The organism is Paenibacillus sp. G2S3 (genome assembly GCF_030123105.1).
In the GTDB taxonomy this organism is placed as follows: domain Bacteria; phylum Bacillota; class Bacilli; order Paenibacillales; family Paenibacillaceae; genus Paenibacillus_AQ.
Genome location: NZ_CP126095.1, coordinates 1108106 through 1131182 on the forward strand (window position 1 = coordinate 1108106; position 23077 = coordinate 1131182).

At 44.0% G+C, this 23077-nt stretch carries 20 protein-coding genes and 1 pseudogene; 12 read left to right on the forward strand and 9 right to left on the reverse strand.

The genetic code is table 11. The features are described 5' to 3' along the window. Positions 1-343: 343 nt before the first annotated feature. Positions 344-1390, reverse strand: a complete 1047-nt coding sequence (locus tag QNH28_RS04840) for a GNAT family N-acetyltransferase (protein WP_283910396.1) — start codon at positions 1388-1390, stop codon at positions 344-346. A 194-nt stretch (positions 1391-1584) separates the two neighbouring features. Between QNH28_RS04840 and QNH28_RS04845 the strand changes: the two genes are divergently transcribed. Together QNH28_RS04845 and QNH28_RS04850 are read left to right on the forward strand one after the other, a co-directional pair. Continuing rightward, positions 1585-3063, forward strand: a complete 1479-nt coding sequence (locus QNH28_RS04845; RefSeq protein WP_283910397.1) for a potassium/proton antiporter — start codon at positions 1585-1587, stop codon at positions 3061-3063. A gap of 185 nt (positions 3064-3248) precedes the next feature. Beyond that, positions 3249-3704 (forward strand): Dps family protein, encoded by a 456-nt coding sequence (locus tag QNH28_RS04850; RefSeq protein ID WP_042185198.1) that lies wholly within the window; start codon positions 3249-3251, stop codon positions 3702-3704. Between the two features lie 80 nt (positions 3705-3784). Here the strand turns inward: QNH28_RS04850 and QNH28_RS04855 are convergent, their stop codons facing one another. Together QNH28_RS04855 and QNH28_RS04860 are read right to left on the reverse strand one after the other, a co-directional pair. Further along, positions 3785-4489 carry an AIM24 family protein gene (locus tag QNH28_RS04855; RefSeq protein ID WP_283910398.1) on the reverse strand — a complete coding sequence of 235 codons (705 nt, stop codon included), beginning with the start codon at positions 4487-4489 and terminating at the stop codon, positions 3785-3787. A 48-nt stretch (positions 4490-4537) separates the two neighbouring features. Further along, complete coding sequence (locus QNH28_RS04860; RefSeq protein ID WP_283910399.1) at positions 4538-5005, reverse strand: DUF3450 domain-containing protein; 468 nt, start codon at positions 5003-5005, stop codon at positions 4538-4540. Between the two features lie 226 nt (positions 5006-5231). Here QNH28_RS04860 and QNH28_RS04865 point away from each other — a divergent pair, with 226 nt between their 5' ends. The 5 genes from QNH28_RS04865 (at position 5232) to modB (ending at position 9688) form a co-directional block, all read left to right on the forward strand. After that, positions 5232-5918: a M50 family metallopeptidase gene (locus QNH28_RS04865; RefSeq protein ID WP_283910400.1), complete on the forward strand. Its 687-nt coding sequence runs from the start codon at positions 5232-5234 to the stop codon at positions 5916-5918. A gap of 192 nt (positions 5919-6110) precedes the next feature. Then, a complete protein-coding gene (locus tag QNH28_RS04870; RefSeq protein ID WP_283910401.1) occupies positions 6111-6797 on the forward strand; it encodes a hypothetical protein in 687 nt (228 codons plus the stop codon). A 199-nt stretch (positions 6798-6996) separates the two neighbouring features. Next, a complete protein-coding gene (locus QNH28_RS04875) occupies positions 6997-7962 on the forward strand; it encodes a helix-turn-helix transcriptional regulator (RefSeq protein WP_283910402.1) in 966 nt (321 codons plus the stop codon). 240 nt (positions 7963-8202) lie between these two features. Continuing rightward, complete coding sequence (modA, locus tag QNH28_RS04880; protein WP_283910403.1) at positions 8203-8991, forward strand: molybdate ABC transporter substrate-binding protein; 789 nt, start codon at positions 8203-8205, stop codon at positions 8989-8991. Between the two features lie 34 nt (positions 8992-9025). After that, a complete protein-coding gene (modB, locus tag QNH28_RS04885) occupies positions 9026-9688 on the forward strand; it encodes a molybdate ABC transporter permease subunit (protein WP_042185211.1) in 663 nt (220 codons plus the stop codon). Positions 9689-9859: 171 nt separating this feature from the next. Here the strand turns inward: modB and QNH28_RS04890 are convergent, their stop codons facing one another. From QNH28_RS04890 to QNH28_RS04905, 4 genes are all read right to left on the reverse strand, one after another. After that, complete coding sequence (locus tag QNH28_RS04890; protein WP_283910404.1) at positions 9860-10831, reverse strand: helix-turn-helix transcriptional regulator; 972 nt, start codon at positions 10829-10831, stop codon at positions 9860-9862. A 66-nt stretch (positions 10832-10897) separates the two neighbouring features. Next, positions 10898-11647 (reverse strand): polysaccharide deacetylase family protein, encoded by a 750-nt coding sequence (locus QNH28_RS04895; protein WP_481858357.1) that lies wholly within the window; start codon positions 11645-11647, stop codon positions 10898-10900. A gap of 52 nt (positions 11648-11699) precedes the next feature. Then, on the reverse strand, positions 11700-12323 hold the full coding sequence (locus QNH28_RS04900; RefSeq protein ID WP_283910406.1) for a class F sortase: 624 nt from the start codon (positions 12321-12323) through the stop codon (positions 11700-11702). A gap of 42 nt (positions 12324-12365) precedes the next feature. Then, entirely contained in the window at positions 12366-12671 is a 306-nt protein-coding gene (locus tag QNH28_RS04905; RefSeq protein ID WP_283910407.1) for a hypothetical protein, read from the reverse strand. A 189-nt stretch (positions 12672-12860) separates the two neighbouring features. Here QNH28_RS04905 and QNH28_RS04910 point away from each other — a divergent pair, with 189 nt between their 5' ends. Together QNH28_RS04910 and QNH28_RS04915 are read left to right on the forward strand one after the other, a co-directional pair. Then, on the forward strand, positions 12861-14270 hold the full coding sequence (locus QNH28_RS04910; protein ID WP_283910408.1) for a deoxyguanosinetriphosphate triphosphohydrolase family protein: 1410 nt from the start codon (positions 12861-12863) through the stop codon (positions 14268-14270). A gap of 307 nt (positions 14271-14577) precedes the next feature. Beyond that, complete coding sequence (locus QNH28_RS04915; RefSeq protein WP_283910409.1) at positions 14578-19374, forward strand: glycosyl hydrolase; 4797 nt, start codon at positions 14578-14580, stop codon at positions 19372-19374. A gap of 89 nt (positions 19375-19463) precedes the next feature. Here the strand turns inward: QNH28_RS04915 and QNH28_RS04920 are convergent. Next, positions 19464-19601 (reverse strand): annotated as a pseudogene (locus tag QNH28_RS04920) (GrpB family protein); the annotation flags it as partial. A gap of 101 nt (positions 19602-19702) precedes the next feature. After that, a complete protein-coding gene (locus tag QNH28_RS04925) occupies positions 19703-20659 on the reverse strand; it encodes a D-2-hydroxyacid dehydrogenase (RefSeq protein ID WP_283910410.1) in 957 nt (318 codons plus the stop codon). Positions 20660-20747: 88 nt separating this feature from the next. On the opposite strand from QNH28_RS04925, the gene thpR reads away from it, so the two are divergent. The 3 genes from thpR to QNH28_RS04940 all read left to right on the forward strand — a co-directional run bounded on the left by thpR (position 20748) and on the right by QNH28_RS04940 (position 23075). Continuing rightward, on the forward strand, positions 20748-21350 hold the full coding sequence (thpR, locus tag QNH28_RS04930; RefSeq protein WP_283910411.1) for an RNA 2',3'-cyclic phosphodiesterase: 603 nt from the start codon (positions 20748-20750) through the stop codon (positions 21348-21350). A 76-nt stretch (positions 21351-21426) separates the two neighbouring features. Further along, positions 21427-22317, forward strand: coding sequence for a cell wall hydrolase (locus QNH28_RS04935; protein WP_283910412.1), 891 nt, complete (start codon positions 21427-21429; stop codon positions 22315-22317). A gap of 74 nt (positions 22318-22391) precedes the next feature. Then, complete coding sequence (locus QNH28_RS04940) at positions 22392-23075, forward strand: metal-dependent hydrolase (protein ID WP_283910413.1); 684 nt, start codon at positions 22392-22394, stop codon at positions 23073-23075. The last annotated feature ends 2 nt before the right edge of the window (positions 23076-23077 follow it).

A 23077-nucleotide genomic window follows, 5' to 3' on the forward strand; every position in this document is an offset into this window, starting at 1 on the left:
AATAACCTGCAAAATACACCAAGTAGCTCACGGCAGAGACACCATGCGGACTCAGGAGACCTTATTTCGAAGAATTGGGGTATTTATTCGAGTTATCGGACTCAGTTGCAGCTATTCACATAAATATGGCCCAATATCGAGCAAATCATGTGTAATAAGAGCTATGCAGTCCGAAACTGGCGCAAAATGGGCCGATAATCAAAAATAACTGCAATGGGGTCCGAAACGCTAAAAAGACAAGCAGTAGCTCACGGCAGAGACACCATGCGGAATTAGGAGCATCGTACAATAAACGGAAGCCGTCCTTTTAAGGACGGCTTCCGTTTATTCTTGTTTAAATCCGTTAAATGAAACGAAGTCCAGACATATACGGTAAAGGAATGGCGTTGAAATCCTCTGAACTCGCTGGATCAAAGAGCAGCGAGAGCAGCTCCTTGTCGTCCTGCACGGACGACAAGTCGAGACCCTTGCGGCAGCCTTCGGTCTGCCGCAATAGCGCTGCCCGGTCTGCGATGCAGACCGTTCCGCTGTTCGCGCCGCCGCTTAAAGAGGCGCCGGCGTCCCGCAGGAGCGCGAGCAGGCTGCGCTCCTGCCACGGCACAGGCACTTGCAGCGTGCCAACGCCGCCGCACAAGGCCGCCTTGGCCAGCAGCGCCGCTACCGCGCTCGGCTGGCCGGCCCATTCCACCGCCGTCGCCGTGCTCGGCGCTGGCACATCCGCCGCCGCTGGCACAGCGACCGCGGCGAACCCCTCGATGCTGCCGTCCCGAACGGCTACGAGTGTGCGTTGGGCCAAGCCCAATACGCTCGCGTAAGCCTCGGTCCCCAGCAGCAGCGCCAGCTCACCCGGACTATATACATGTCCGGCTTCACGTTCATTGAGCAGCCGGTAGACGGCGAAGAAGTCGCCCGGCTGCATTGGCCGCAGCGTCCATTCCTCTCCTGCTGCGGCTGCAAGTGCCTGAGCTGAGCTTGCGTTCAGCTCGGCAAATTGCGTACCTCCGAACGGTACGCACCCAGCTCGGGTGTATAGCGAACGATCACCCGAGACAAAAATCAGCGATGCGTCGGACTCCGCAGCGTGTGCCTGGCATAGCTGTAGAAGTTGGCCAGCCAGCCCTTGGCCACGAAAAGCGGGATCGGTGCAGACAGCACCTATGGAGAATACATTCAGAAAAGCATCTCCAGTCTTGATCGTAGAGGGTACGAGTCCCATGAAAGCTGCAACCTTTCCGTCCTCAGTAATAGCCGCGTAGGAATGACTGAGTCCAGGGCGGAAAATAAGCGGAAACAGTTCTTTCATTGAAGTGGCACCCGGTTTACGAAAGATGGAATCTGCGAGCAGAGCCGCCTGGTCCAGCTCCGCAGGTTTAATTAATCTTAATTGCATAACATTCAGCCTCCTATATGTATACACGATGGGGAGAAAGCATTTACATAAAGTATAAGGCCCGGGGAATGAAATCTCCAATCTTGTTTATATTATTCAATGTCTCAAAAGGTTGTGGAGAAGGGTAATAAAGTACATAAATAAGGAAGCTTCTAATATTTTCAAGCTAGAAGAGAAAGGGAAGTGAATAATCGGTGTCCCAACTTGCAGATAATATTATATTATTGCTGGCAGCGCTCCTGCTTGTAGGCGTATTTTCCACCAAGTTCTCCACTAAATTTGGAATGCCAGCTTTAGTGCTATTTCTTGCTGCGGGGATGGTGCTAAGCCAATTTGTTTTTTTTAACAATGCCTCCTTAACGCAAATGGCCGGAATCTTCGCATTGGTTGTCATATTATTCGAAGGTGGCATGCAGACGAATATTAAGGATATTAAGCCTGTTATTCGGCCAGCATTATCTTTATCAACGGTAGGCGTAATCATGACGACAGCCATTGTAGGGGTATTCGCTAAGCTGATCCTTGATGTGTCATGGCCAGAAAGCTTTTTGTTTGGAGCGATTGTTGGATCGACAGATGCGGCTGCAGTCTTCTCGGTACTCGGCGGAAAGAATATTGATAAACGTCTGACCTCGACGTTAGAAGCAGAATCAGGAAGCAACGATCCAATGGCGGTTTTCTTGACAGTCTCGCTAATCGAATGGATACAGCATCCGGATATGGCAATATGGGGGCTTCTGTTGTCTTTCATATGGGAGATGGGCATTGGCTTAGTACTGGGTTTTGTACTGGGGAAGATCGCAGTTTTCTGTATCAATCGAATTAACCTGGATTCTACAGGTCTTTATCCAGTAATGGCCATTGGCTTTGCTGTGCTAACCTATGGTTTATCTGCATGGGTACATAGTAGCGGTCTGCTGGCTGTTTATGTTATGGGCCTTACGCTTGGCAATTCTGAGCTAATGTATCACCGTACCATTATGAATTTTAGTCATGGCTTTGCATGGATGATGCAAATATTTATGTTCATTCTGCTTGGCTTATTAGTATTTCCACAGGAGCTGGCGGAAGTGGCTTGGCAAGGTATCTTGTTATCCGTCATTCTGATGGTTGTAGCTAGACCAATCGGTGTATTTATAAGCTTGCACTTTTCCAAATTTTCGATTCGAGAAAAGACATTGATTTCTTGGGCCGGACTTCGTGGAGCCGTTCCGATTGTGCTAGCGACTTATCCGCTGCTCGCTGATCTGCCTCACGGACGACTATTCTTTAATGTTGTATTCTTTGTCGTACTGACCTCAGCGGTGATTCAGGGAACTAGTATTTCCCCGCTAGCATCCCGATTGAAGCTTGTGGGGCAAGAAGATTCAGATCAGCCTTCCCTGATGGAGCTAGTCGCTCTTGGCAAGACAGACTCGGAGTTTAACCATATTGGAATTAATCCCTATATGTCGATTGCTGGACAGAAAATTTCAGAAATAGGTCTGCCGGACGATATCTTGTTTACGGCAATTATCCGCAATAAAAAGATTGTCACCCCGCATGGCAGTACTGTTATTGAGCCTGGGGATACGGTGTATGTCCTAAGTCCAAAGAGTAAGCGTGATGAGATGAGGGCTTTTTTCCGCAGCAGGAAAGGAAAGACCGCGGAGGAGGATGTTTCTTTAATCTAGAGAAGAGACTCTTTTACCAAAGTGTGACACACATAATAGGCTTCATAACATAAGTTGTGCTAGAATCGGCACAACATATAATCTCCAGAATAGTTGCAAAACACGAAAGAGTGTGTTAAATTGTATATAGATTTAGAACGAGTCTAAATACAATTATAATAAATGAACCATAGGAGGTTTTATTAATGACAACACAATTAAAGAACCATACTGAACTGCAAGCTGCATTGAACCGCCAAACTGCGAACTGGTTCCTGCTCGGGGTAAAGCTTCATCATTATCACTGGTATGTTAGCGGATCTCAATTCTTCACACTGCATGAGAAGTTTGAAGAGCTATACAATGAAGCTGCGGGTTATGCAGATGATTTGGCTGAGCGGTTGCTTTCTATTGGTGGACAACCAGCCTCAACAATGAAGCAATATCTTGAACTGTCCGACTTACAAGAAGCTCGCGGCGGCGAAGATGCTAAGGGGATGGTACTCGAGCTCGTTAGAGACTTTAAGACCGTTGCTAAAGAACTGCAAGATGCAATTGCTACTGCAGAAGAATTGAGTGATCAACCAACTGCGGATCTGCTGATTGGGATCAGAAGCAGCATTGAGAAACATGCTTGGATGCTGAATGCCTTTATCGGCTAAGACAACATCCTTATAAGGATAGAATATACAAAGAGCGCCTGCGTATTGTTTACGCATGGCGCTCTTTCTTTTGAACACTTCTATTTAATAAAAACACCGCCAAATGGCACGGCTTCGCGCAGAAATCGTTTAATAATTCCATCATCATTATTATCTCTTTCAAATCTACGATTCTGGCGTCCGGCCTGAAACAACACAGGGCCGTGGCCCGTCATCTTCCAGTGATAACTCATATGCTGGCTAGCTAAATGGTTGCCGTAAACGGTTAGCTCCAGCTTCGCATTTTCAGGATAGGCAATAATGCTGCCTGCATCCACATAAAGTGGATTGTAAGGGTGAAGCTCAGCTTCACAGACCGTACCCTCGGTCAGAATGCCAATGATGCCATTGCCGGTAAATTTCACCTTCACAATATCTCTTGTCACAAGCACATTCTTCATACTCAGCACTCGTGTTTCCATCGTAACGCCCTTGCTGTAGAAGAAGAGATGTTTAAAGTCGTACAACAAATCGCTCTTCCCATCAAGCTGCAGAATCTTTACCCGATAACCCGGTGGAAGGGCGGCGACAAAATGGCAAGGGCCAGACATATCCGAACGAATCAATTTTCGCTTGCGATAGATGCCCTTTACATCCATAAATCTATCTGCCCGTCCAGTGGCTGACCCTTGATAAGCGATAATTTGCTGTGGGTGCAGCACATGAACCTCTTCTTTCTCCCCAAGGGAGAAGGCTACGGCTTGTCCGCTCCCGCTGTCGCTTTCATCTTGGACATCGATGTTCATATTTCATCTCCCTCATGCTGTAGGCGTGATCTTTACGAATGTTCAAGATTAACGTAGACGGTCTCCTTTTCTAGAACGGTGAAGCATGCTGAAACGAACAATACGGATGAGTATAAAATACCCCAGAATCAGACCAATTCCCGTAAAAATAGTCACTTTGATTTTATGATAATATTCTGCGCGTGCTGTCCGGTCATTTTGCAACTCATCAACCATCTGCGTGAGCTGACGATTCTGCTCCTGCAGGGCTTCGTTCTGTGTCCGGTAGGCCTCCATTTCCTGCATGGTATTCGAAAGCTTATCTTTCGCCTGTTGTAGCTCTTCAGCTGTCTGCTGGAATCCCTCTTTCAATTCATTGACTTCATTCGGAAGCTCAGAGAAGCTTTTGAATCCATTATAGATATCACTGAATATATTGGCTTTTGCTACTGGGGCCGGAAGAGATACGGAAAGAGTCAGCAGAAGCAGGAGCGAACATAACAGCTGTAGATATTTACGGTATTTACGTTGTTTCATCTATATAATCACCACCCAATTTAGGCTTGTATTTCTTTTATTTTAACACAGCTTGACAGCTTCTGACAGCGTACGCTAAGCGCAGATAGGGCTTCATGGGTCAGTAATTTTTGCCTGTCTGAAGTGAGGTTACACGTCCTTGTAAAGAACGATCAGGCTGTGCTCTTCATGATTGAGAAGAGGGACTATTTATCGTATACTTTGGACGGGAAGGGGCTGCTACGGAATGAATAAATGGCTTAAGACAATGTTATTTTTGGTCGGATCTGCTTTTTTGACGAGGTTAATTCCATTCTCATCTTTGTTTCGGAATTTGGACACGATGATTCATGAATTTGGTCATGCACTGGTGACTTTACTGCTGTCTGGCAGTGTGCTGCGGATCGAACTATACGCGAATCATAGTGGTGTCACCTATTCAGCCATTCAAGATGGAGGCAGAGCGATACTGGTGTCGCTATCCGGTTATATGCTAGCTTCCTTATTCGCATTGCTGCTCTTCTATCTCTACAGTAAAGGACGGCATGATTGGGGACTTATTTTAGCTACTACAGTAGCATTGATTATGCTGGTATTGTACGTGCGGGGAAGTTTCGGAATGATGTGGTTAGGTGGGTTTATTGCGCTGAATGTATTAATGCTGGTGGTGTGGAAAAAGGCCAGCAAATATTATTATTTGTTATTAGCTTTTTTGACCTTGGAAGAGTCTGTAATGGGGAGCTTATTTCTTGTATATGCGGCCGTTGTATCCCCATCTCGGGCGGGAGATGCCAGTAATCTGGCCAGGATGACATCTGTGCCGGCTATATTCTGGGCTATCCTATTTTTTATGTTTTCTCTGCTTTGCGCCAAATGGGCACTGGGACTATTTTTTAAGCGGGAGCGAGTGCAGCCTAAACTTCAGAGCCGCTAAAGATCAAAAATATAATATTTTCGTCATAAACAGACAAAAGGGGCTGTTTTTGCGAGAGTCAGTCTACTTAGTATGTAGAATGGCTCTTTTTTTGTCGATAATATAGAACCGAACATACATTCCATGACATGGAGTTGTCCGCCATTATTGGTACATTAATAGAAGACCCAAAATAAGAAAGAGGTGGAAAATATGATAGAAAGTATTCATCCTATATTTACGTGGGGTCAAGATCGTATTTTTGCAGGTGGAAATCGGGATGTTGTTTTACTTGTCGAATGGAAAGGTAATAGGCCTTCAGAACATAGCCGACCCAGCAGCCATAAAGTGGTTGCACGTGATATTGAACTACGAGTTTGGCTTGAGCCACATGTAACTTTTAAGCGCTGTTATGGATGTGAAATGGAGGCTGGAGAAGGAAATTCACTCCTGCTTAAGCTTGGAAAAATAAAAACAGGACAACGTAAATTCATAGGACTGGAGTTCACTACCTCTAGTTCTGTAGCAGGAAAGTATGAAGCATTATCCCTACAGTGGAAGTATAAAAAACCAACCGTAGAGCGTATTCGTGAACTCCCCGTGAAGGTGCTTGAGCTAGAGTACGCGCATCATACAAGCATTCTGAGCGATACTTGCAGCTTTTATGTTGAGAAGCATCTGGAATTGTTGAAGACGGCGGAAACGGTGGAAGAAGCAGCGACATTACGAAATAATGGCCAACACAGTGAAGCGCACGAGATGCTTAATCGACATGCGGATAAGCTGCTATTGCTCGCGGTACGCTCTGGAGATCCTTTGCTGCTTAAAGAGGCTGAAATGTTATATAAACAGATCGGGTTTGAGCATCAGCAACGAAGTAAAGCCGTTGGTGGAATTTAATATAGGACTCACTGCATGATGATGCACATAAACGAAAAAAGACCTATACATAAATCGGATTTTTTAGCGGATTCGGCGGAAAATTATAAGAAGAATTGTAATATAAAATGTGGTAACATAGTAAAAAAGTTCTATCACAATTTTACTTTTTTTCATAAAATAATGGGTCTATTTAACCATAAATCAAGGGGAACTGAATATGACAGACCGATTAATCCGACTGATGCGCATTATTACACTGGTTCAAGCCAAGCCGGGGATATTAGCCCGTGAATTGGCGGAACGCTGCGGCAACAGCGAGAGAACAATATACCGGGACATGGATGCGCTTAGCGCCATGCACATTCCTATTACCCACCTTGGGCATGGAAAAGGTTATGCTTTTATTGGGAATTTTGCACTCTATCCCTTGGATTGGTCGGAAGAAGAAGCATCCGCATTTTCGCAATTACGCTATATTATGGAAGATATAAAACCAGCATTGCCCATAGATTTTGAAAGCGCGTATGAAAAAGTAGTCGCAGCTGAATATAAACGAAAGGCGGAGAGAGAAGAAACGATAGAACGTGCAAGAAGAGAAGTAGGGGTGGGGTGGGCGGAAAGAAACAGTTCGCAGATGGAGCAACACTCTTTTCTTACTCCGATTCTGGAGGCTTTATTAAAGCAAAAGAGCATTCAAGCGAATTATAGTGAAAATGCATTAGAGGAGAAAGGGATTACTATTGATCCTTATTGTCTTGTCCCGCTGGAAAGTCGTTTTCATCTCATTGGATTTTGTCATCGCCAAGGTGTTATTCGTACATATCATATCAATGACTTTTCAAATGTGAAGCCACTAAATCGGTTTTTTTCGAAGGAAGCTTTTGATGTACAAGCCTTTATGAAGCAGAAATGGTCACTCGATCGGGATAGTTTACAGGTAGAGTTCAAAGTGAAGTTCTCGGAACGGATAATGGAAGGGATTAAGAAGGACGAATTGCCTTTTAAGCCTAACAAAGTGGATCGTCAAGCGAGATGTTTTTATTTTAAGGTTGCTGTGGAACAAGATATCGGATTTGTCCGCTGGATTAAGAGATTTGAAGAGGAAGCGGAAATCATTGAACCGTACTATTATCGTGAAGTAATCAGGCAGCAGTTGGAAAAATGGAGTTCGCACTATAAATAGTGATATATTCATTTGACCTTCGTTCAATTTTGAAAGATGGGGTGCTTGAGCAACCATTTAAATGGTTGCCGGGGGCATCCTTTTTTTGCGAGTAAGACGAGAATATAATCATTTTTAACTATCTAATTATAACAATATATAACTAAACATATTCAAACACAACTGAATCTATAGAAAATCGAAAAAACGTATGCTAGAATAGCATCTACATATATACATATGAAAATGGGAGGAATGGAAATGTTTAAGAAATGGTCAATTAGGATCCTTAGCGTATTGGCAATTTTTTTGGTTGTGAATTTATCTGTGGGCGCAGTGGGGGATGTAGAGGCAGCCTCCAAGAAGACAGAGATTATAGTATCCGCTGCAGCCAGCTTACAGGATAGTTTAGATAAAATGGCTCTGCTCTATGAGAAGAAGCATCCCGATATAGATTTGGTCTTTAATTATGCTGCATCCGGCACATTACAGAAGCAGATTGAGCAAGGTGCTCCGGCTGATCTATTCTTCTCTGCTGGTGATAAACAGATGAATGCGTTAGTAGATGCTGGACTGATCTCTGACCATAAGGTTCTGCTTAAGAATCAGTTGGTTCTAGTCGTACCTTCGAATTCAAACGCTTCATTAACTACGATCACTCAACTTACGGATAAAGCCTTTAAGAAGATAGCGGTAGGACAGCCTGAATCTGTGCCCGCAGGACAATATGCACAGCAATCATTGACTGCGAAGAAGGTATGGGACACACTGCAAAACAAGCTTGTTTTTGCGAAGGATGTTCGTCAGGTTCTGTCTTACGTCGAAACGGGAAATGTTGATGCTGGCTTTGTTTACAAGACAGATGCGTTGACTTCAAAGAAGACGAAGATCGCCCTTACCGTGGGTCCGCATGTTCACAAAGCCATTAATTATCCGGCGGGTATCGTGAAGGACTCGAAGAATCAGAAGGAAGCTAAAGAATTTTACAATTATCTTCAAAGTAAAGAGGCTAGTGATATTTTTGCAAGCTATGGCTTCTTGCTTCCTTAATAAGAAATCATGAGTAGAAGCGGGGTGAATAAGGATGGAAATAAATTGGACTGATTTCTTCGCCCCGGTGTGGCTTTCCGTTAAAATTTCAGTAATTACCAGCATCATTGTATTTATTCTGGCAACGGCTGCGGCCAAGGCTATGGCAGGTCGGAAATTTCCTGGCTATAGCTTGGTTGAGACTGTAATGCTTCTTCCTCTCGTATTGCCGCCGACAGTTGTCGGATTTGTGTTGTTGGTCGTCTTAGGTCGTCGCAGCTGGATTGGCAGATGGTATGAACAGATGACGGAGCATACGATCCTTTTCACATGGGGAGCTGCGGTTATCGCCGCGGTTGTCGTAGCTTTTCCTCTCGTTTACCGTACGGTGAAGGCGGGCTTTGAAGGCGTAGAAGCGGATCTTGAAGATGCGGCGCGTGCGCAGGGAGCGAGTGAACTGCAGGTACTGCGTTATGTCACATTGCCCCTTGCAGGTCGGTCACTCGCTGCTGGGTATGTTCTAGGTTTTGCCCGCGGTTTAGGAGAATTTGGCGCAACGATCATGGTAGCTGGAAATATTCCTGGCCGCACGCAGACTGTACCTACAGCGATCTATGTCGCAGTGGATGGCGGCAACATGACCCTTGCTTGGATGTGGGTGTGCTCCATTATTGTTATGTCTGCTGTGATGTTGATGTTTGTGAACCGGCGTACTTAATTAAGCGCGAGAGAGATCGCTCCGCTGACTTCAGTGGAATGTCGATTGGAAATCTTGATAAATTAAAAAAACCTAGTCCATCCAGGAGTAACCTGGGATGGACTAGGTTTTTTTCTTTAGAAACGCACCGGTAAAACAAAACCCCTTTAATAAGAAGCAAGCCTGTGACTATCAGGTCTCGTAAATAATCGTCCCGGTTTCCGTGAGATCATATCCGTGAATGGACCCGAGCTCACTTTGAAAGGCTGGCGAGCGTAAAATATCAATCACGGTGGTGATCCACTGCTCATTCTCCGGTTTCTTGAGCATCACTAGATCATAACACTCCTGAATCAAGGGAATGAAATCAACGCCGTCGACAATCTGGGCAGCCTTCTCGGTACCGATGGCCACATCGGCTTCTCCTCGTGCCACTTTACCGGCGACTGCCAAATGGCTATTCTCCTCCTGCTCATATCCAGATAGGCTTGCGGCAGGAATGCCGTGCAATCGGAGTTGTTCATCCAATAACACACGTGCACCAGCGCCTCGTTCTCTATTGATCAGTGTAAGTCCATCCTGTTGCAGATGAGACCATTCATGAAGACCTTTAGGATTTCCCTTTTGAACATACAATCCTGCACTTCGGGTCAACAGACGAACTACAACATAAGAGAAGCCCACAAGGATTTTACGAATATAGGGAAGGTTATATTCTCCAGTATCCCCGTCGAGCAGGTGCGTGCTGACGATGTCCGATTCGCCTTGATACATGGCAATCAGACTATCTAAACTGCCAGCGTAAGAACGAAGGGGACGCTCAGTGGGAAGGCAACGCTCCAAATAGGTGGCTAGAATATCGAGTGACATATCCTGACCGGTAATCACAAGGCTATGTCCTGCAGCTTTACTATTATTATAGCCAGAATATGCGGCAACATGAGTTAGATTTGCTCCAGCAAAAGTCAGCGGCAATGTCGATGGGGTTATGCCACTTCGAGTGTTCTGTTTGTAGGTTTCTAAATCGGATTGATCCACTCGCATCTGTTTTCCTACGCGGTAGGAGGGGAGCTCCCCTTTTTTGATCAGGTCATATACTTTTAATTTCGAGATTTTTAGTAAGCGGGCAATTTCCTCAGTCGTATAGGATGTATTATCAGACATGACAAAAGCCTCCAGAACTTCATAATAGGACAAGACTACCTTATTTTGAAGTCCTGTGCAATTAGGCTATTGTGGTTTGCCCGCCTGCTGTGTATTGGATAATTTGATCAATTCTGAAACGGTAACAAATCGAAAACCTTGCCTTTCTAATTCCGGCAAAATAATTTTGAGTGCTTCTCTGGTTTGAGATTGTCCATGCACATGATCATGAAACAGAACGATGTCCCCATTATGTGCATTTCGAATAACCTTGTTCGCGATACTCTGCACGCCAGGGCGATTCCAGTCGCGTGTATCTTGATGCCAGGACCATAAAATAGGCTTTAGTCCCATATTGTTTGAAGTATCAACTAGTGTCTCATCATACATGCCACCCGGGGGTCTGAACAAAGCGCTATGCTTTCCAGAGACCTTTATGATTTCCTCTTCGGTTAAATTCAGCTCCCGCTCAAACTGGGCTTTGTTAATAGGTTTTCTAAAATAAACGTGATTGTAGGTATGGTTAGCTAATTCATGCCCTTCAGAAATGACTCGTTTCGCCACGTCTGGATAAGCTGCAATTCTTTTCCCTATAGCGAAAAAGGTGCATTTTGCATGATATTGACTCAATACCTTTAATATTTGATCGGTTTCAGAAGGGTCAGGACCGTCATCAAACGTCAATGCAATCACTTTTTGGTTAGTATGTACTTCCCAAATCATGTCTCCTCTTTTTTCGTAGTAGTCCCGATTTTTGCTTGGACTGCCTAAGGCGGAGTTCGTGAAGCATAACAAGAGAGAGAGGGTAGTTATCATAATTTTGCTGCTAGTTTTCATGAATTCACCTGTTTTTTTTATTTTAGAATGCTCCTTTGGAGGGTCGAAATATTCATAGTTTTAGTTTTGTAAAGACAATCAGCCTTTTTTCATGCTCTTTCTTCTTTCTGCTATATCTTCCGGTACAGGTAATAAGATTCATTCTGGCTTCAGTAGACTTTCCGAAGATTCGTTCTAAGGGCGCTTCAGCTGTGGTGAAAATTTCTACAGTCTCTACAATATAAGTTAGTTTTCGCCCGTCTGAATTAGAAACGGTAATTTCATCCCCGTGCTTAAGCTTTTTGAGGTTGAAAAAAATAGCTGGACCTATATAACTATCCACATGTCCATCTAAAATTACATTTCCCTTCGCACCTGGCAAAATTCCCGGGTACAAAATTCCTGCGATGTTAGTGTCCTTGGGGACGTCCATTTGTCCATCCGAAAGCAGCGTAACTGGCTCTATTTTGGCGCTTACTTTAATGGCTGGAATGCTAAGCTGAGTAGGCAGGATAGGTTTGGGTAATGCTGGTTTAATATCGTTCTTTAGAATAGCTTTAGTGGGAGTTATCATTTCTTGTTGCTGTGTTTGTAACGACTTCGTTTCTGGGCTGCTTTCCTGCGAGTGTGAGTCAGTACAACTGGTAGTGGTTATAGTGATGATGGTAAAGATGAATAAAGATATCCATTTTTTCATGTTTAAGAAAAGAAAGAGGGGATTCCCCCTCTTTCATCCTCCCTATTCAGTTTGTTCGCTAGCACCGCCGTGGCCTGTTTTTGGCATTTTGGTTGCTTTCATGTGAATGCTCTTAGTGTTAATGCTTTTAGCCTTCATGCTCTTTGCATGAATTCCTTTAGTGGAATGGCTCTTCATATGCATTTTCTTTTCATGCATTTTATGTTCTTTTTCTTTCTTCATTTTCTCAGCATGCATTTTTTTCTCATGTTTCGTTTCGGTTGGTGCAGCAGAAGCAGAAGCCGCAGAAGCAACAGATAGCATTAAGCAAGTCGATAAAAGAGCTACGGACAATTTCTTCATAATCATTTAGTGGATTCCTCCTAGATGTTTTTTCCCTACGAAGATTAATATCTCCATTTCAGTTGCTTTTAGATTGGTGGATTGCTTCCATTGCAGTTTGGGATTGGCATAGCGTTTGTATTTTGATGTGAAAATTGTTATGAAAATGCCTTATAATGAAGTTCAATATATAGACATTTGGTTAGGGGTGGGAATATGACACTTATTGAAAAAAGAGAACACCGGCAATATCCGGAGATTACCCGCCTAGAAACGTCGAGAGCTGCTTATGAGCGTGATTATTCACGTTTGATTCATTCGCCTACTTTTCGTAGGCTGCAAGGCAAATCTCAAGTGTTCGGGGCTGGCACGGGTGACTATTACCGGACGCGTCTAACTCATTCACTTGAAGTGGCTCAGATTGCTCGTGAGGCTGCGAAAAGTCTGCTTAGATCTTACCCAGAAGTGGAGACAAGTAAAGCGGACAATCCGGGACTTGTAATAGATCCAGAGGTCGTAGAATGCGCGGCCATTGCTCATGATTTTGGTCATCCTCCTTTCGGACATAAGGGGGAAGAGGTGCTTGATACCATTTTGGACCAGCTTATTGAAAAAAAGACGAATGAGGCTGCTCTGCAAGCTGGAGCAACAGGTGCAGATAAGCTACTCATTCATGAGCAGATGAAGCAGCGCTATGAGCATTTTGAAGGCAACGCTCATAATTATCGGCTGATTATGTTTCTGGAGAAGCGTGAGAATATTGATGGACTAAATCTTTCAGATGCAGTGCTACTCGGAATTAATAAATATCCGTTTCCCGGCACCTCGCTGAAAAAGGGAATGTACCTTCACGAATGGGCATATATTTCGGAGATTCGCAAAGAGTGGGGAATACCAGCAGGTAAGAAAACGTTGGAAGCTCAGCTGATGGACCTTTGCGACGATATCGCCTATTCTGCACATGATCTGGAGGACGGGATTAAGGCTGGAAAGATTGAAGTGCATGAACACTTTATGCATGATTCCTATATTCAGCGGCTAATCGTAGAGAAAATCACAACGTTAGAGGATTTTTTCTGGAAGGGTTGGGAAGAAGAAGGCATTCGCGCTAAGGTCGAAGAGGTGCTTAGTTCATTTCTTAGAGTATGGATGGAGAAGATGCCAACCTGCGAGAACGACTATTCCAGAACTCGGCGTGAAGTTAAGGCTTACTGGGTCAGCACCTTCGTTGCTAGCCTGGGTGTGATCCCTGATGGAGACTGGAAGAAGGTCACCTTTATAAAGGAAGGAAAAGAAGATGAGGATATGCTACGGACCGTAAGTGTGCTGAAAAGCTTCGCTTGGGTCACGATGATTCGTGATCTACGTGTGCAGCGGCTTCAGAAGCGTAGTGAATGGATTTTGCGCCGTTTATGGGGAGCTTTTCTTGATCCGCAAACGTCCAAAGCCATTATTCCATCGGACTGGCTGCAACGCTTCGAGAAGGATCAGAAACAAGCCAATCCCATCTGGACGTGGGAGCATATGGTGATTGATTATATCGCAGGGATGACGGATGCCTTTGCTGAGAAAATATACAATGAGCTATATGGATTGAAAGTCGGGTCGATCTATGACTTGGATTAGATAAACGAGAAGATTAAAGCCAGTCTCCAATATTGGAGATTGGTTTTTTTGTGTTTTATTGAAAAATAAATATTTTGTTAGTGTTTTGTTATCGTATATTTGATTGTATTGATGTGTATTTACGGTGTTATCCAGTATTTTTTATAACAAAAAAACTGATTTTAGAAATAAGTTATTGTTTGTGTGCTTATATAATGCTAATATAATAACTAAATTATTATTGGTAATAAATGGGGAGGTGATAAAGAAGTTGAGTCTTCTACTTGAGTAATAATGAAAACCTTTACAAAACGGGAGGGTAAAACGAATGAAGAGGTTCAAAAAAAGCTTTGCTTTATTTCTTACAGCAGTAATGCTCGTTACAATGGCTGTGCCTGCGCTAGCTAACGGAAAAACAAATGATAACCTCAAGACGCACTGGGCTGGAGAAAGTATAGAGAAGTGGCAAGGTAATGGTGTTGTTCAAGGTTATCCGGACGGCTCTTTTAAGCCGGATCATAAAGTAACGCGTGCTGAGCTTGTAAGTATCATTAATAAGCTATTTGGATTTAGCACTCTTTCGGAAATGTCATTCTCGGACGTGCCTGCTAAAGCTTGGTATGCAAGCGCTTTATCTATAGCGAAGCAAGCTGGCTATTACAAAGGTTTTCCTGATAATAAAGCGAAAGCGGATACTGAGGTAACTCGTCAAGATGCTGCAGCATTGCTCGCTTCTGTTTTTTCACTGGAGCCAAATACTAAAGCGAGTGACTTTACAGATCAAGCATCCATCAGCGCTTATGCTAAAGAGGCTATCGGGGCATTGAGTGGAGTTCTATCCGGTTATCCAGATGGTACATTTCGTCCGAGCGACCCAATTACAAGGGCAGAGGTAGTCACTATCGTTGACAAATTGGTTGGCGGCTACTACAACACAGCCGGTACATTCACTGGGGGAGATATCCAAGGGAATGTTGTCATTAATCGTAGTGGGGTTGAACTGAAGAATATAGCTGCATCAGGGAACCTTTATCTTACCTCCGGTATTGGTAATGGTGAGGGTATCTTGGAGGATGTAGCTGTACAAGGGAATGTATTTATATCTGGTGGTGGCGAGCATTCGATTCATTTAAAAAATTCTAAATTCGCTGCTGTAAAAGTGAATCGTCCTGAAGGGAAAGTTCGGGTCGTTATAGAGGGCCGTACGGCCATCACTCAGCTGATTATTGATAGCGCTTCTATAATAGAAGTAGGCTCAGACTCTACAATCGATCAGCTTGTGGTTGGTAGTGGTGCAACGGGAACATTGATTACAACTAAAGGTACCATTAGCAAGCTTGTAGTAAGTGCTTCCTCTGTAGTCTTAAATGGAGTGACTCTAGTAGCAGGAACATACACTGTGAAGGATGGAGTTCTTGTAGGCCAAGGAACAAGCACACCGGCTCCTGGTGGCTCAGGGGGAACTAGTGTAGAGCCTACAGCAACGCCAGTACCAACGGCTACTCCAGAACCTACCGCAACAGTTGCTCCAACGGCAACGCCGGAAGCTGGGGTTCATATCGTTGACGAAGATGCATCGGCTGCTACCAAATCGTTGTTTGCTTATCTGGACAGCAAGAGCGGCAAACAAGTCATGTTCGGTCATCAGCATGATACTACCGTCTCTTTTGCCGGAAAGGATAAGAACGGAAATGTTATTTCTGATGTATACAGCTCCACGGGTGATTATCCTGCGGTTTTTGGTTGGGATACCCTTAGTTTAGATGGATATGAGAATCCTCCTGGAGTTAGCGGAGATTATGAAGCGAGTAGATTAGGACTATCTGCTGCCATGAAGCAGGCCCATGATTTGGGTGGTATTGTTACGCTGAGTACACATCCGTACAATTTTGTAACGGGTGGAAGCTTTAACGATACAGGGAATTCCAAAGGAGCAACCCGCTCGGTAGTAGCACGTATTTTGCCGGGTGGAGATAAGAATGGAGAGTTTAATAAATATCTGGATCGCATCTCTGATTTTGCGAACAATCTTAAGGACGACGATGGCAACCTAATTCCAGTTCTGTTCCGTCCTTTCCACGAACAAAATGGAGGTTGGTTCTGGTGGGGTGCGGCTACAACGACAAAGAGTGAATACGCGGAACTTTACAGATATACAGTCGAATACCTGCGTGATGTTAAAGGCGTTCATAACTTCCTTTATGTATTCTCACCAAACGGATCTTTTAATGGAAATGAAAGTGAATATTTAACAACTTATCCAGGTGATCAATTTGTTGATATTCTTGGAATGGATCAGTATGACAACAAGGAGAATGCCGGTTCGGAAGCTTTCCTCAATGGTCTTGTTAAAGACCTTAAGATGATTTCTCAGCTTGCTCAAGACAAAGGTAAAATTGTTACCCTATCTGAGTATGGTTATAGTGCTGCTGGTATGAAAACAACAGGCAATAATGAGCTGGAATGGTTCACTAAAGTATTGAATGCGATCAAGGCTGATCCTGATGCAGCAAAAATATCGTATATGCTGACTTGGGCGAACTTCGGTGAAGGTAATAATCTGTATGTTCCTTATAAGAATGTTCCTAATAAAGCAGATCATGAGTTGCTTCCTGATTTTGTGAATTTCTATAAAGATGATTTCACGGCTTTTGCGAGTGATGTGAAAGGAGATAATAAGTACAATCTCGAAGTTGAAGTTGCAGCAAAGAGACCTTTCCTGCACATCGTAACTCCGAATAATATCAGTACAGTAACAGATGCCGTGACCGTCATTCGGGCCAAGGTGCTGAATACAGTGCCTAGCAAAGTGACCTATACTGTGGGTGATTCTGGAGTAGAAGTGGAAATGACGCTCGGTACGGACGGCTACTATAGCGCTTCTTGGCAGCCAGATGCTAGTCTGAATGGCAGTTCAACTGAGATTACAGTGAGAGCATACGGTACAGGAGATACTACACTTACGCAAACTAACTCCGTATTCTTGAAAATCAATGAAGCGCCAATAAAGGTAATTACTTTTGATACAGAGAAGGATTTGGAGCAAATCCAAAACAATGGTACTTGGTCGGGGCTCGCCAATAACGCAGAGACGATCAAGACTGTCTTGCAACATACATCACTTGAAGCTGACGGTAAGCTTGTTATTAACATTACTGAAGGGCTGACCGCTGAGGATACTTGGCAGGAATTGAAGCTGCAATTGAATGATCTGGCACTGGGTGGAGTGGATCTTTCCCAAGTTACACGTGTGAAGTTCTCGGTGTTAATTCCAGAGTCTGCACAGAATGAGGCTAACAATGCTGCGGTACGCAGTGTGATTCAGTTGCCACCAGATTGGGATACGAAGTATGGCATGGATTCATCCTATAAATCTTTGTCCGATCTAGAGACAGTTAACATAGGTGGATTACAATATTATAAATTCGATGTTTCGATTGATCTGGATAATGCCGCTAAATCAGCAGAAGCGACTGGATTAGCGATATCTATTGTTGGCAGTGGTTTGGAAGTTGAAGGTGAATTGCCAATCTACGTAGATAATATCGGGCTTTATAATACGTATACTGCACCTGTTGCTGATAAGGCGCTGGTGGATAATTTTGAAGCATATGGCTCCAGTAATGAAGCCTTGGCAGCTAAATATCCTAAGGCTGGCGGAGATGATGTGAGCGTATCTTTAAGCTCCGAGCATAAGGCATCCGGGGATTACGGGATGAAACTGCACTATACGATTAATAATGCAGGTTATACCGGAGTAGGTAAAAGTCTGGGTTCGCTGGACTGGTCCGACTATAATGCACTCAGTATGTGGGTAGCTTCTGATGGAGACAACGCTTATGCAGAGAAAGGTGAACCGCTTAAGCTAGTGGTGCAGCTTGTCATTGATGGAGGATATTTCGAAGCTTATCCGGTCATTAATCCAGACAAGAACGGTAAAATAGTATTAAGTTTGAAGAATTTGACGGAGATGAGCTGGGGGAAAGCCGGAGAGCTTACACAGGAAAGATTGAAGCAAGTTCAGAGCTTCAACTTGTATGTGAATGCTATGGATGGACAGAGCCATGAAGGTTCGCTCTACTTTGATGATATTCAAGCGGTCTATGACCGGACACTTCCGGATATGTCGGAAGAAGGAAATGGAGGTTCCCAGGGACATGAGCCTGGCGTGTTGTACGCCTTCACTACAGAAGCTGATATTGCAGGATGGGCTACAACAAACGGTTCGTCTGCCAACGCTCAACCTCCAACATTTGATGGCAATGAAGAAGCGGCAAGTGTACAATTTGATTTGATTAATACTGGCAATGATGCAAATGGCAGCTCCAAAGAATCCTTTGAACTTGCTATTAATCCTGAGAAGCTGAATATTACAGGGCTGGAAACGATCAGCGCTAAGGTTAAGCTCTCGAGTGGTGCAGCTAAAGCGCGTCTATTCATCAAGACAGGTGCGGACTGGAAATGGAGCGACAGCGGCGATTCTGTACCTGTAGATTCTAAGGGTTATACGACCTTATCTATTTCACTGCCGACTGCAGCAGCAGGGGTGGGCGTAGATTTGGCTGCTGTAAAGACGATTGGGATTAAAATTGAGGATATTTCCAATGATGGAGGAACTGCGAAGCTTTATTTGAAGGAAGTGTCTCTGGAGAAAGCTGTCCCGGATGTGCACTATGGCTTCGAGACGGGAAATGACGGGTGGTCCTTCAATTGGGGTACAGCCACAGTATCAACTGATGTATATGCTGAAGGCAAGCAATCTTTGAAGCTTGATTTCGCATGGAATGGAGAGGATAAGGATCCTTTTATAGCAGCATCAAAAGTAGCTGCCCTTGATCTGAGCTCATTCTCCAAGCTTACTGCTAAAGTTAGAATCGTCTCTGACCATCCAGACGTACAAGCAAAGCTGTTTCTTCAATTAGGTGGCTATGCAGTGTGGGTAGATTCGGGTGCGAAGATAGCTGCTCAAGATGGATTCAAAGAGTTCATGATTGATCTCAGCAACAATTCCAATCTATCGCCTGAGAATTTGAAAAAAGTGGACGCCATTGGCATTCAGTTTGTTACGCCTTCTACAGCTGGAACGGCTACAGCTTATATTGACGAGATCATAGCTTCTAAATAAGAGCGCTGCAATCTAAGTGTGAAATAAGAGTCCCTGCATGTCCATTAGGATTGTCTAATGGGTAGCAGGGACTATTTTGTATGATTAGTTTATAGTTGATGATTTGAATACCATTCAAGCGCTGTTCTTTCTAGTTCGGTGACAAATGCTTCTTTCCCATCCATATAAGCCTCAATGTCCTTCGGGAATTGATTCGCAAGATCCTCTTTTAAATTACCGTATTGTTCTGCTGCCTCTGGATAACCTCCATTTTGCTAACCTCTCTTTATGTGTGACTCATGGATTTTTTTATTATAGAACAAGTGTTCCTAATAATCAAATCCTAAATTTAATATTGGCGAGCATAATCAACGAGATTTAGGGATGGAGTGCCAGTAGATAAATAGGAATTCATATTTTCGGTAAAAATATTTACGATTCGATTAGCGTATTGATCCGTTACACCAGCAGAATGAGGAGTGATGACTACCTGCTCCATAGTCCAAAGCGGATGATCCTGCGGTAGGGGTTCGGTTTCGAATACATCTAATCCGGCACCGCGAAGCTGTCCACGATTCAGTGCATGGATTAGAGCTTCAGTATCGGTAGTCGCTCCACGTCCAACGTTAATGTAATAGGAGCCTTGTTTAAAGGCAGAGAAGATTGCAGTATTAAATAAATGCTTAGTTTCATTGGTGATAGGGAGTATATTGATGATGAAGTCGCCTTGGCTAACAGCTTCTGGCAGGTGGTCAGTGGTATACACTTGATCAAAATCAGCGAGAGGCTTACCTGAGCGACTTACTCCGATCGTCTTCATCCGGAAGGCTTTAGCGATTCTAGCTGTTTCGCTGCCGATGGCTCCGGTTCCAACAATAACGGCTGTCTTTCCGAACAATTCACTTTCACTGCCGTCAGAATTCCAGTAGCGGTTCATCTGATTACGAACGGCTGTATGCAAATTACGCGTGAAGAGAAGCATGAAGCCGAAGATTACCGCAGAAATAGGCTCGGCGTGCACTCCGCTCCCACTAGTCAACAGGATTCCACGCTCCTTTAAACGCTCAAGTGGAAGCTTCTCAATTCCAGCAGACCAGGATTGGACCCAGCGAAGGGGTGTATCTGGACGAAGAAGCGTATCGCCGATGCCTTTGGCCCAGCCGATTACGATTTCAGCATCAGCAAGTAGCTGTAAATCCGGATTTTTGCCGTCTCCTTGTGTGAATGTATACCCGGGGGCTGCTGCTTTGACCCTTTCTTGTTGCTCGGCTGTAAGTGGTTGTAAACATACAATGGACTTAGTCATGATGTATTCCTCCTGCTCTATGGTTTGATGAAAGTGGATAATGTTATAGGATAAGGATACCAAATCTATAGGAGAAGGTGAAATTGATATGGATGCTAACGTGTCGGATAGAGATTCAGAACGATTGTTTATTGCTGTGAAATTACCCTCAGAACTTCAACAAGTTGTGGCGGATGAGTGCTCTAGACTATCTCAAGAGTATCATTTCGCAAAATGGACTCATCCAGAGGATTATCATATTACCCTGCAATTTTTGGGAGACACCCCGAAGACGGAAATCCCGGATTTAATCTTGGCGTTGAAGCAAATGGCAGAGCAATGTCGCCCGTTCAAACTATCCTTGGACAATTGGAATACATTCGGTCTTCACGAGGCTCCAAGAGTATTATGGATAGGGGTTTCTGGCGAATTAGAGGAGCTGAATTCACTAGCTGCGAGAGTACACTCTGCGACAGCTCCTTTAGGTTTTCCAGCCGAATCCAGGGAGTACAAACCACATCTCACAGTGGCTAGAAAGTACCGGGGAAAAATTTCATTTGATGATAAATTGCTGGAAATCTTACTGAAATTGGATGATGAAAAAAGATCAGAAATCTTTCATAGAGACTGGACGATTGATAGTTTTGTGTTGTATGCTACCAGAATGTATGCCATTCCTATGTATGAAATGATTGAAAATATTACATTTTGAATCGATAGTTTAGTTTTCAAAGCTTCCGTTTTCGGTTACATACAATAGGAATGTGCCGTGAAATAGGAGGAATATCATGTTAATCTTTAAACAAAACCGCTGTATCGCGTTGCTTGTTGGCGTTATACTAGTGTGTTTCTCTGCCATAAGCTTAATGCAGCCTAATCAGGTTGCCGAGGGGAAAATAGATAATGTGCAGATGGATAAGCTGCAATCCACCAGCCGAGCATCGGTAATTAGTTATTTGCAAGAAGATTCAATATCTAGTAAGACGAGGGGCACTACTAAAGTTTCACAAACGAATAAGCTTTATAACACAGTTAACCTGTTCAGTTCCACTTGGAAACCAAAGCAGAATGTAGAATGGCTTAGTAAAAATAAAATAAAGCCACAAAATACATCGCAGGCTTCCATAGTTCGGGTAAAGGCTGATGTAGCACAATCTAATCCAGCTGCGCAGAAGGCGACAGCAAAAAAGAGCGCTCAGACTGTGGTTAAGACAGTCTCAGCATCTCAGAAAAATCCCCTCACAACATTGTACTTCTCTCGGACCGAGCTATTAAGCCAGGAGCAGCAAAGTAAAGCAACCCGGCGCTACGCAGTATCCGAAGAAGAACTGCTTCTGCTACAAAAAATTGTAATGGCAGAGGCGGAAGGTGAACCGTACCAGGGCAAGGTGGCAGTTGCCAACGTTGTTCTGAATAGGCTACGGTCAGCCAATTTCCCCGACACGATATATAAGGTCATTTATCAAAAGCACCAATTCAGTCCTGTGGCTAACGGGCGTCTTAAACGTGTGAATCCTAATGATGATAGTATTAAAGCGGTGAACGCTGCGCTCTCCGGAGTAAAGGAAGTTCCCGATAATACTTATTATTTCCTATCGCTTAAGCTTGCGCAGGATCTTACCGTGCATCATTCGCAGGAGTATGTAAAGACCATTGGTAATCATACTTTTTATAAATAATTGACCTAATCTGTGAACCTCAGCTATTTATAGGGTAAACTAGACTATATAACCCTGGAGGTGGAAGAATTGTCATGAAGATCACTTATTTCGGACACTCAGCACTGCTGGTAGAGACAGAGCAAGCGAAAGTTATTATTGACCCTTTTTTGTCAGGAAATCCGAACTCCGGCATTTCACCTGATGACATTACTGTAGATGCTGTGCTACTGACTCACGGTCACTCTGATCATTTAGGTGATGCTGTGCAAATTGCCAAGCAGAATGATTGTCCGATCTTTGCTGTTTTTGAGCTTGCAGAATACTGTCGAATGAAGGGTGCCAAGGTTAAACATATGAATATAGGTGGCACTCATATTTATGATGCCATTACCGTTAAATATACTCAGGCGTTTCATTCCTCATCGATTCAGGAAGGCGACGTTTGGATTTATGCTGGGCAGCCTGCTGGGATTTTATTGACGATAGAAGGGAAGACGGTATTCCATGCTGGGGACACCGCATTATTCAGCGATCTGCGTCTGATTGGTGAGAGAACTGCGATTGACTTGGCGGCTCTGCCCATAGGCGATATGCTGACCATGGGACCGGATGATGCGCTCCTTGCTGCGCGCTGGCTGCAAGCGGACAAGGTCATACCGCTTCATTACAATACTTTTCCGGATATTGCTCAGGATGCTGCGGGTTTCTGTGATCGTCTGCGCCAAGAGGAGATAGAGGGATTTCCGCTTAAAGCTGGCGAAAGTATAGAAATATAATA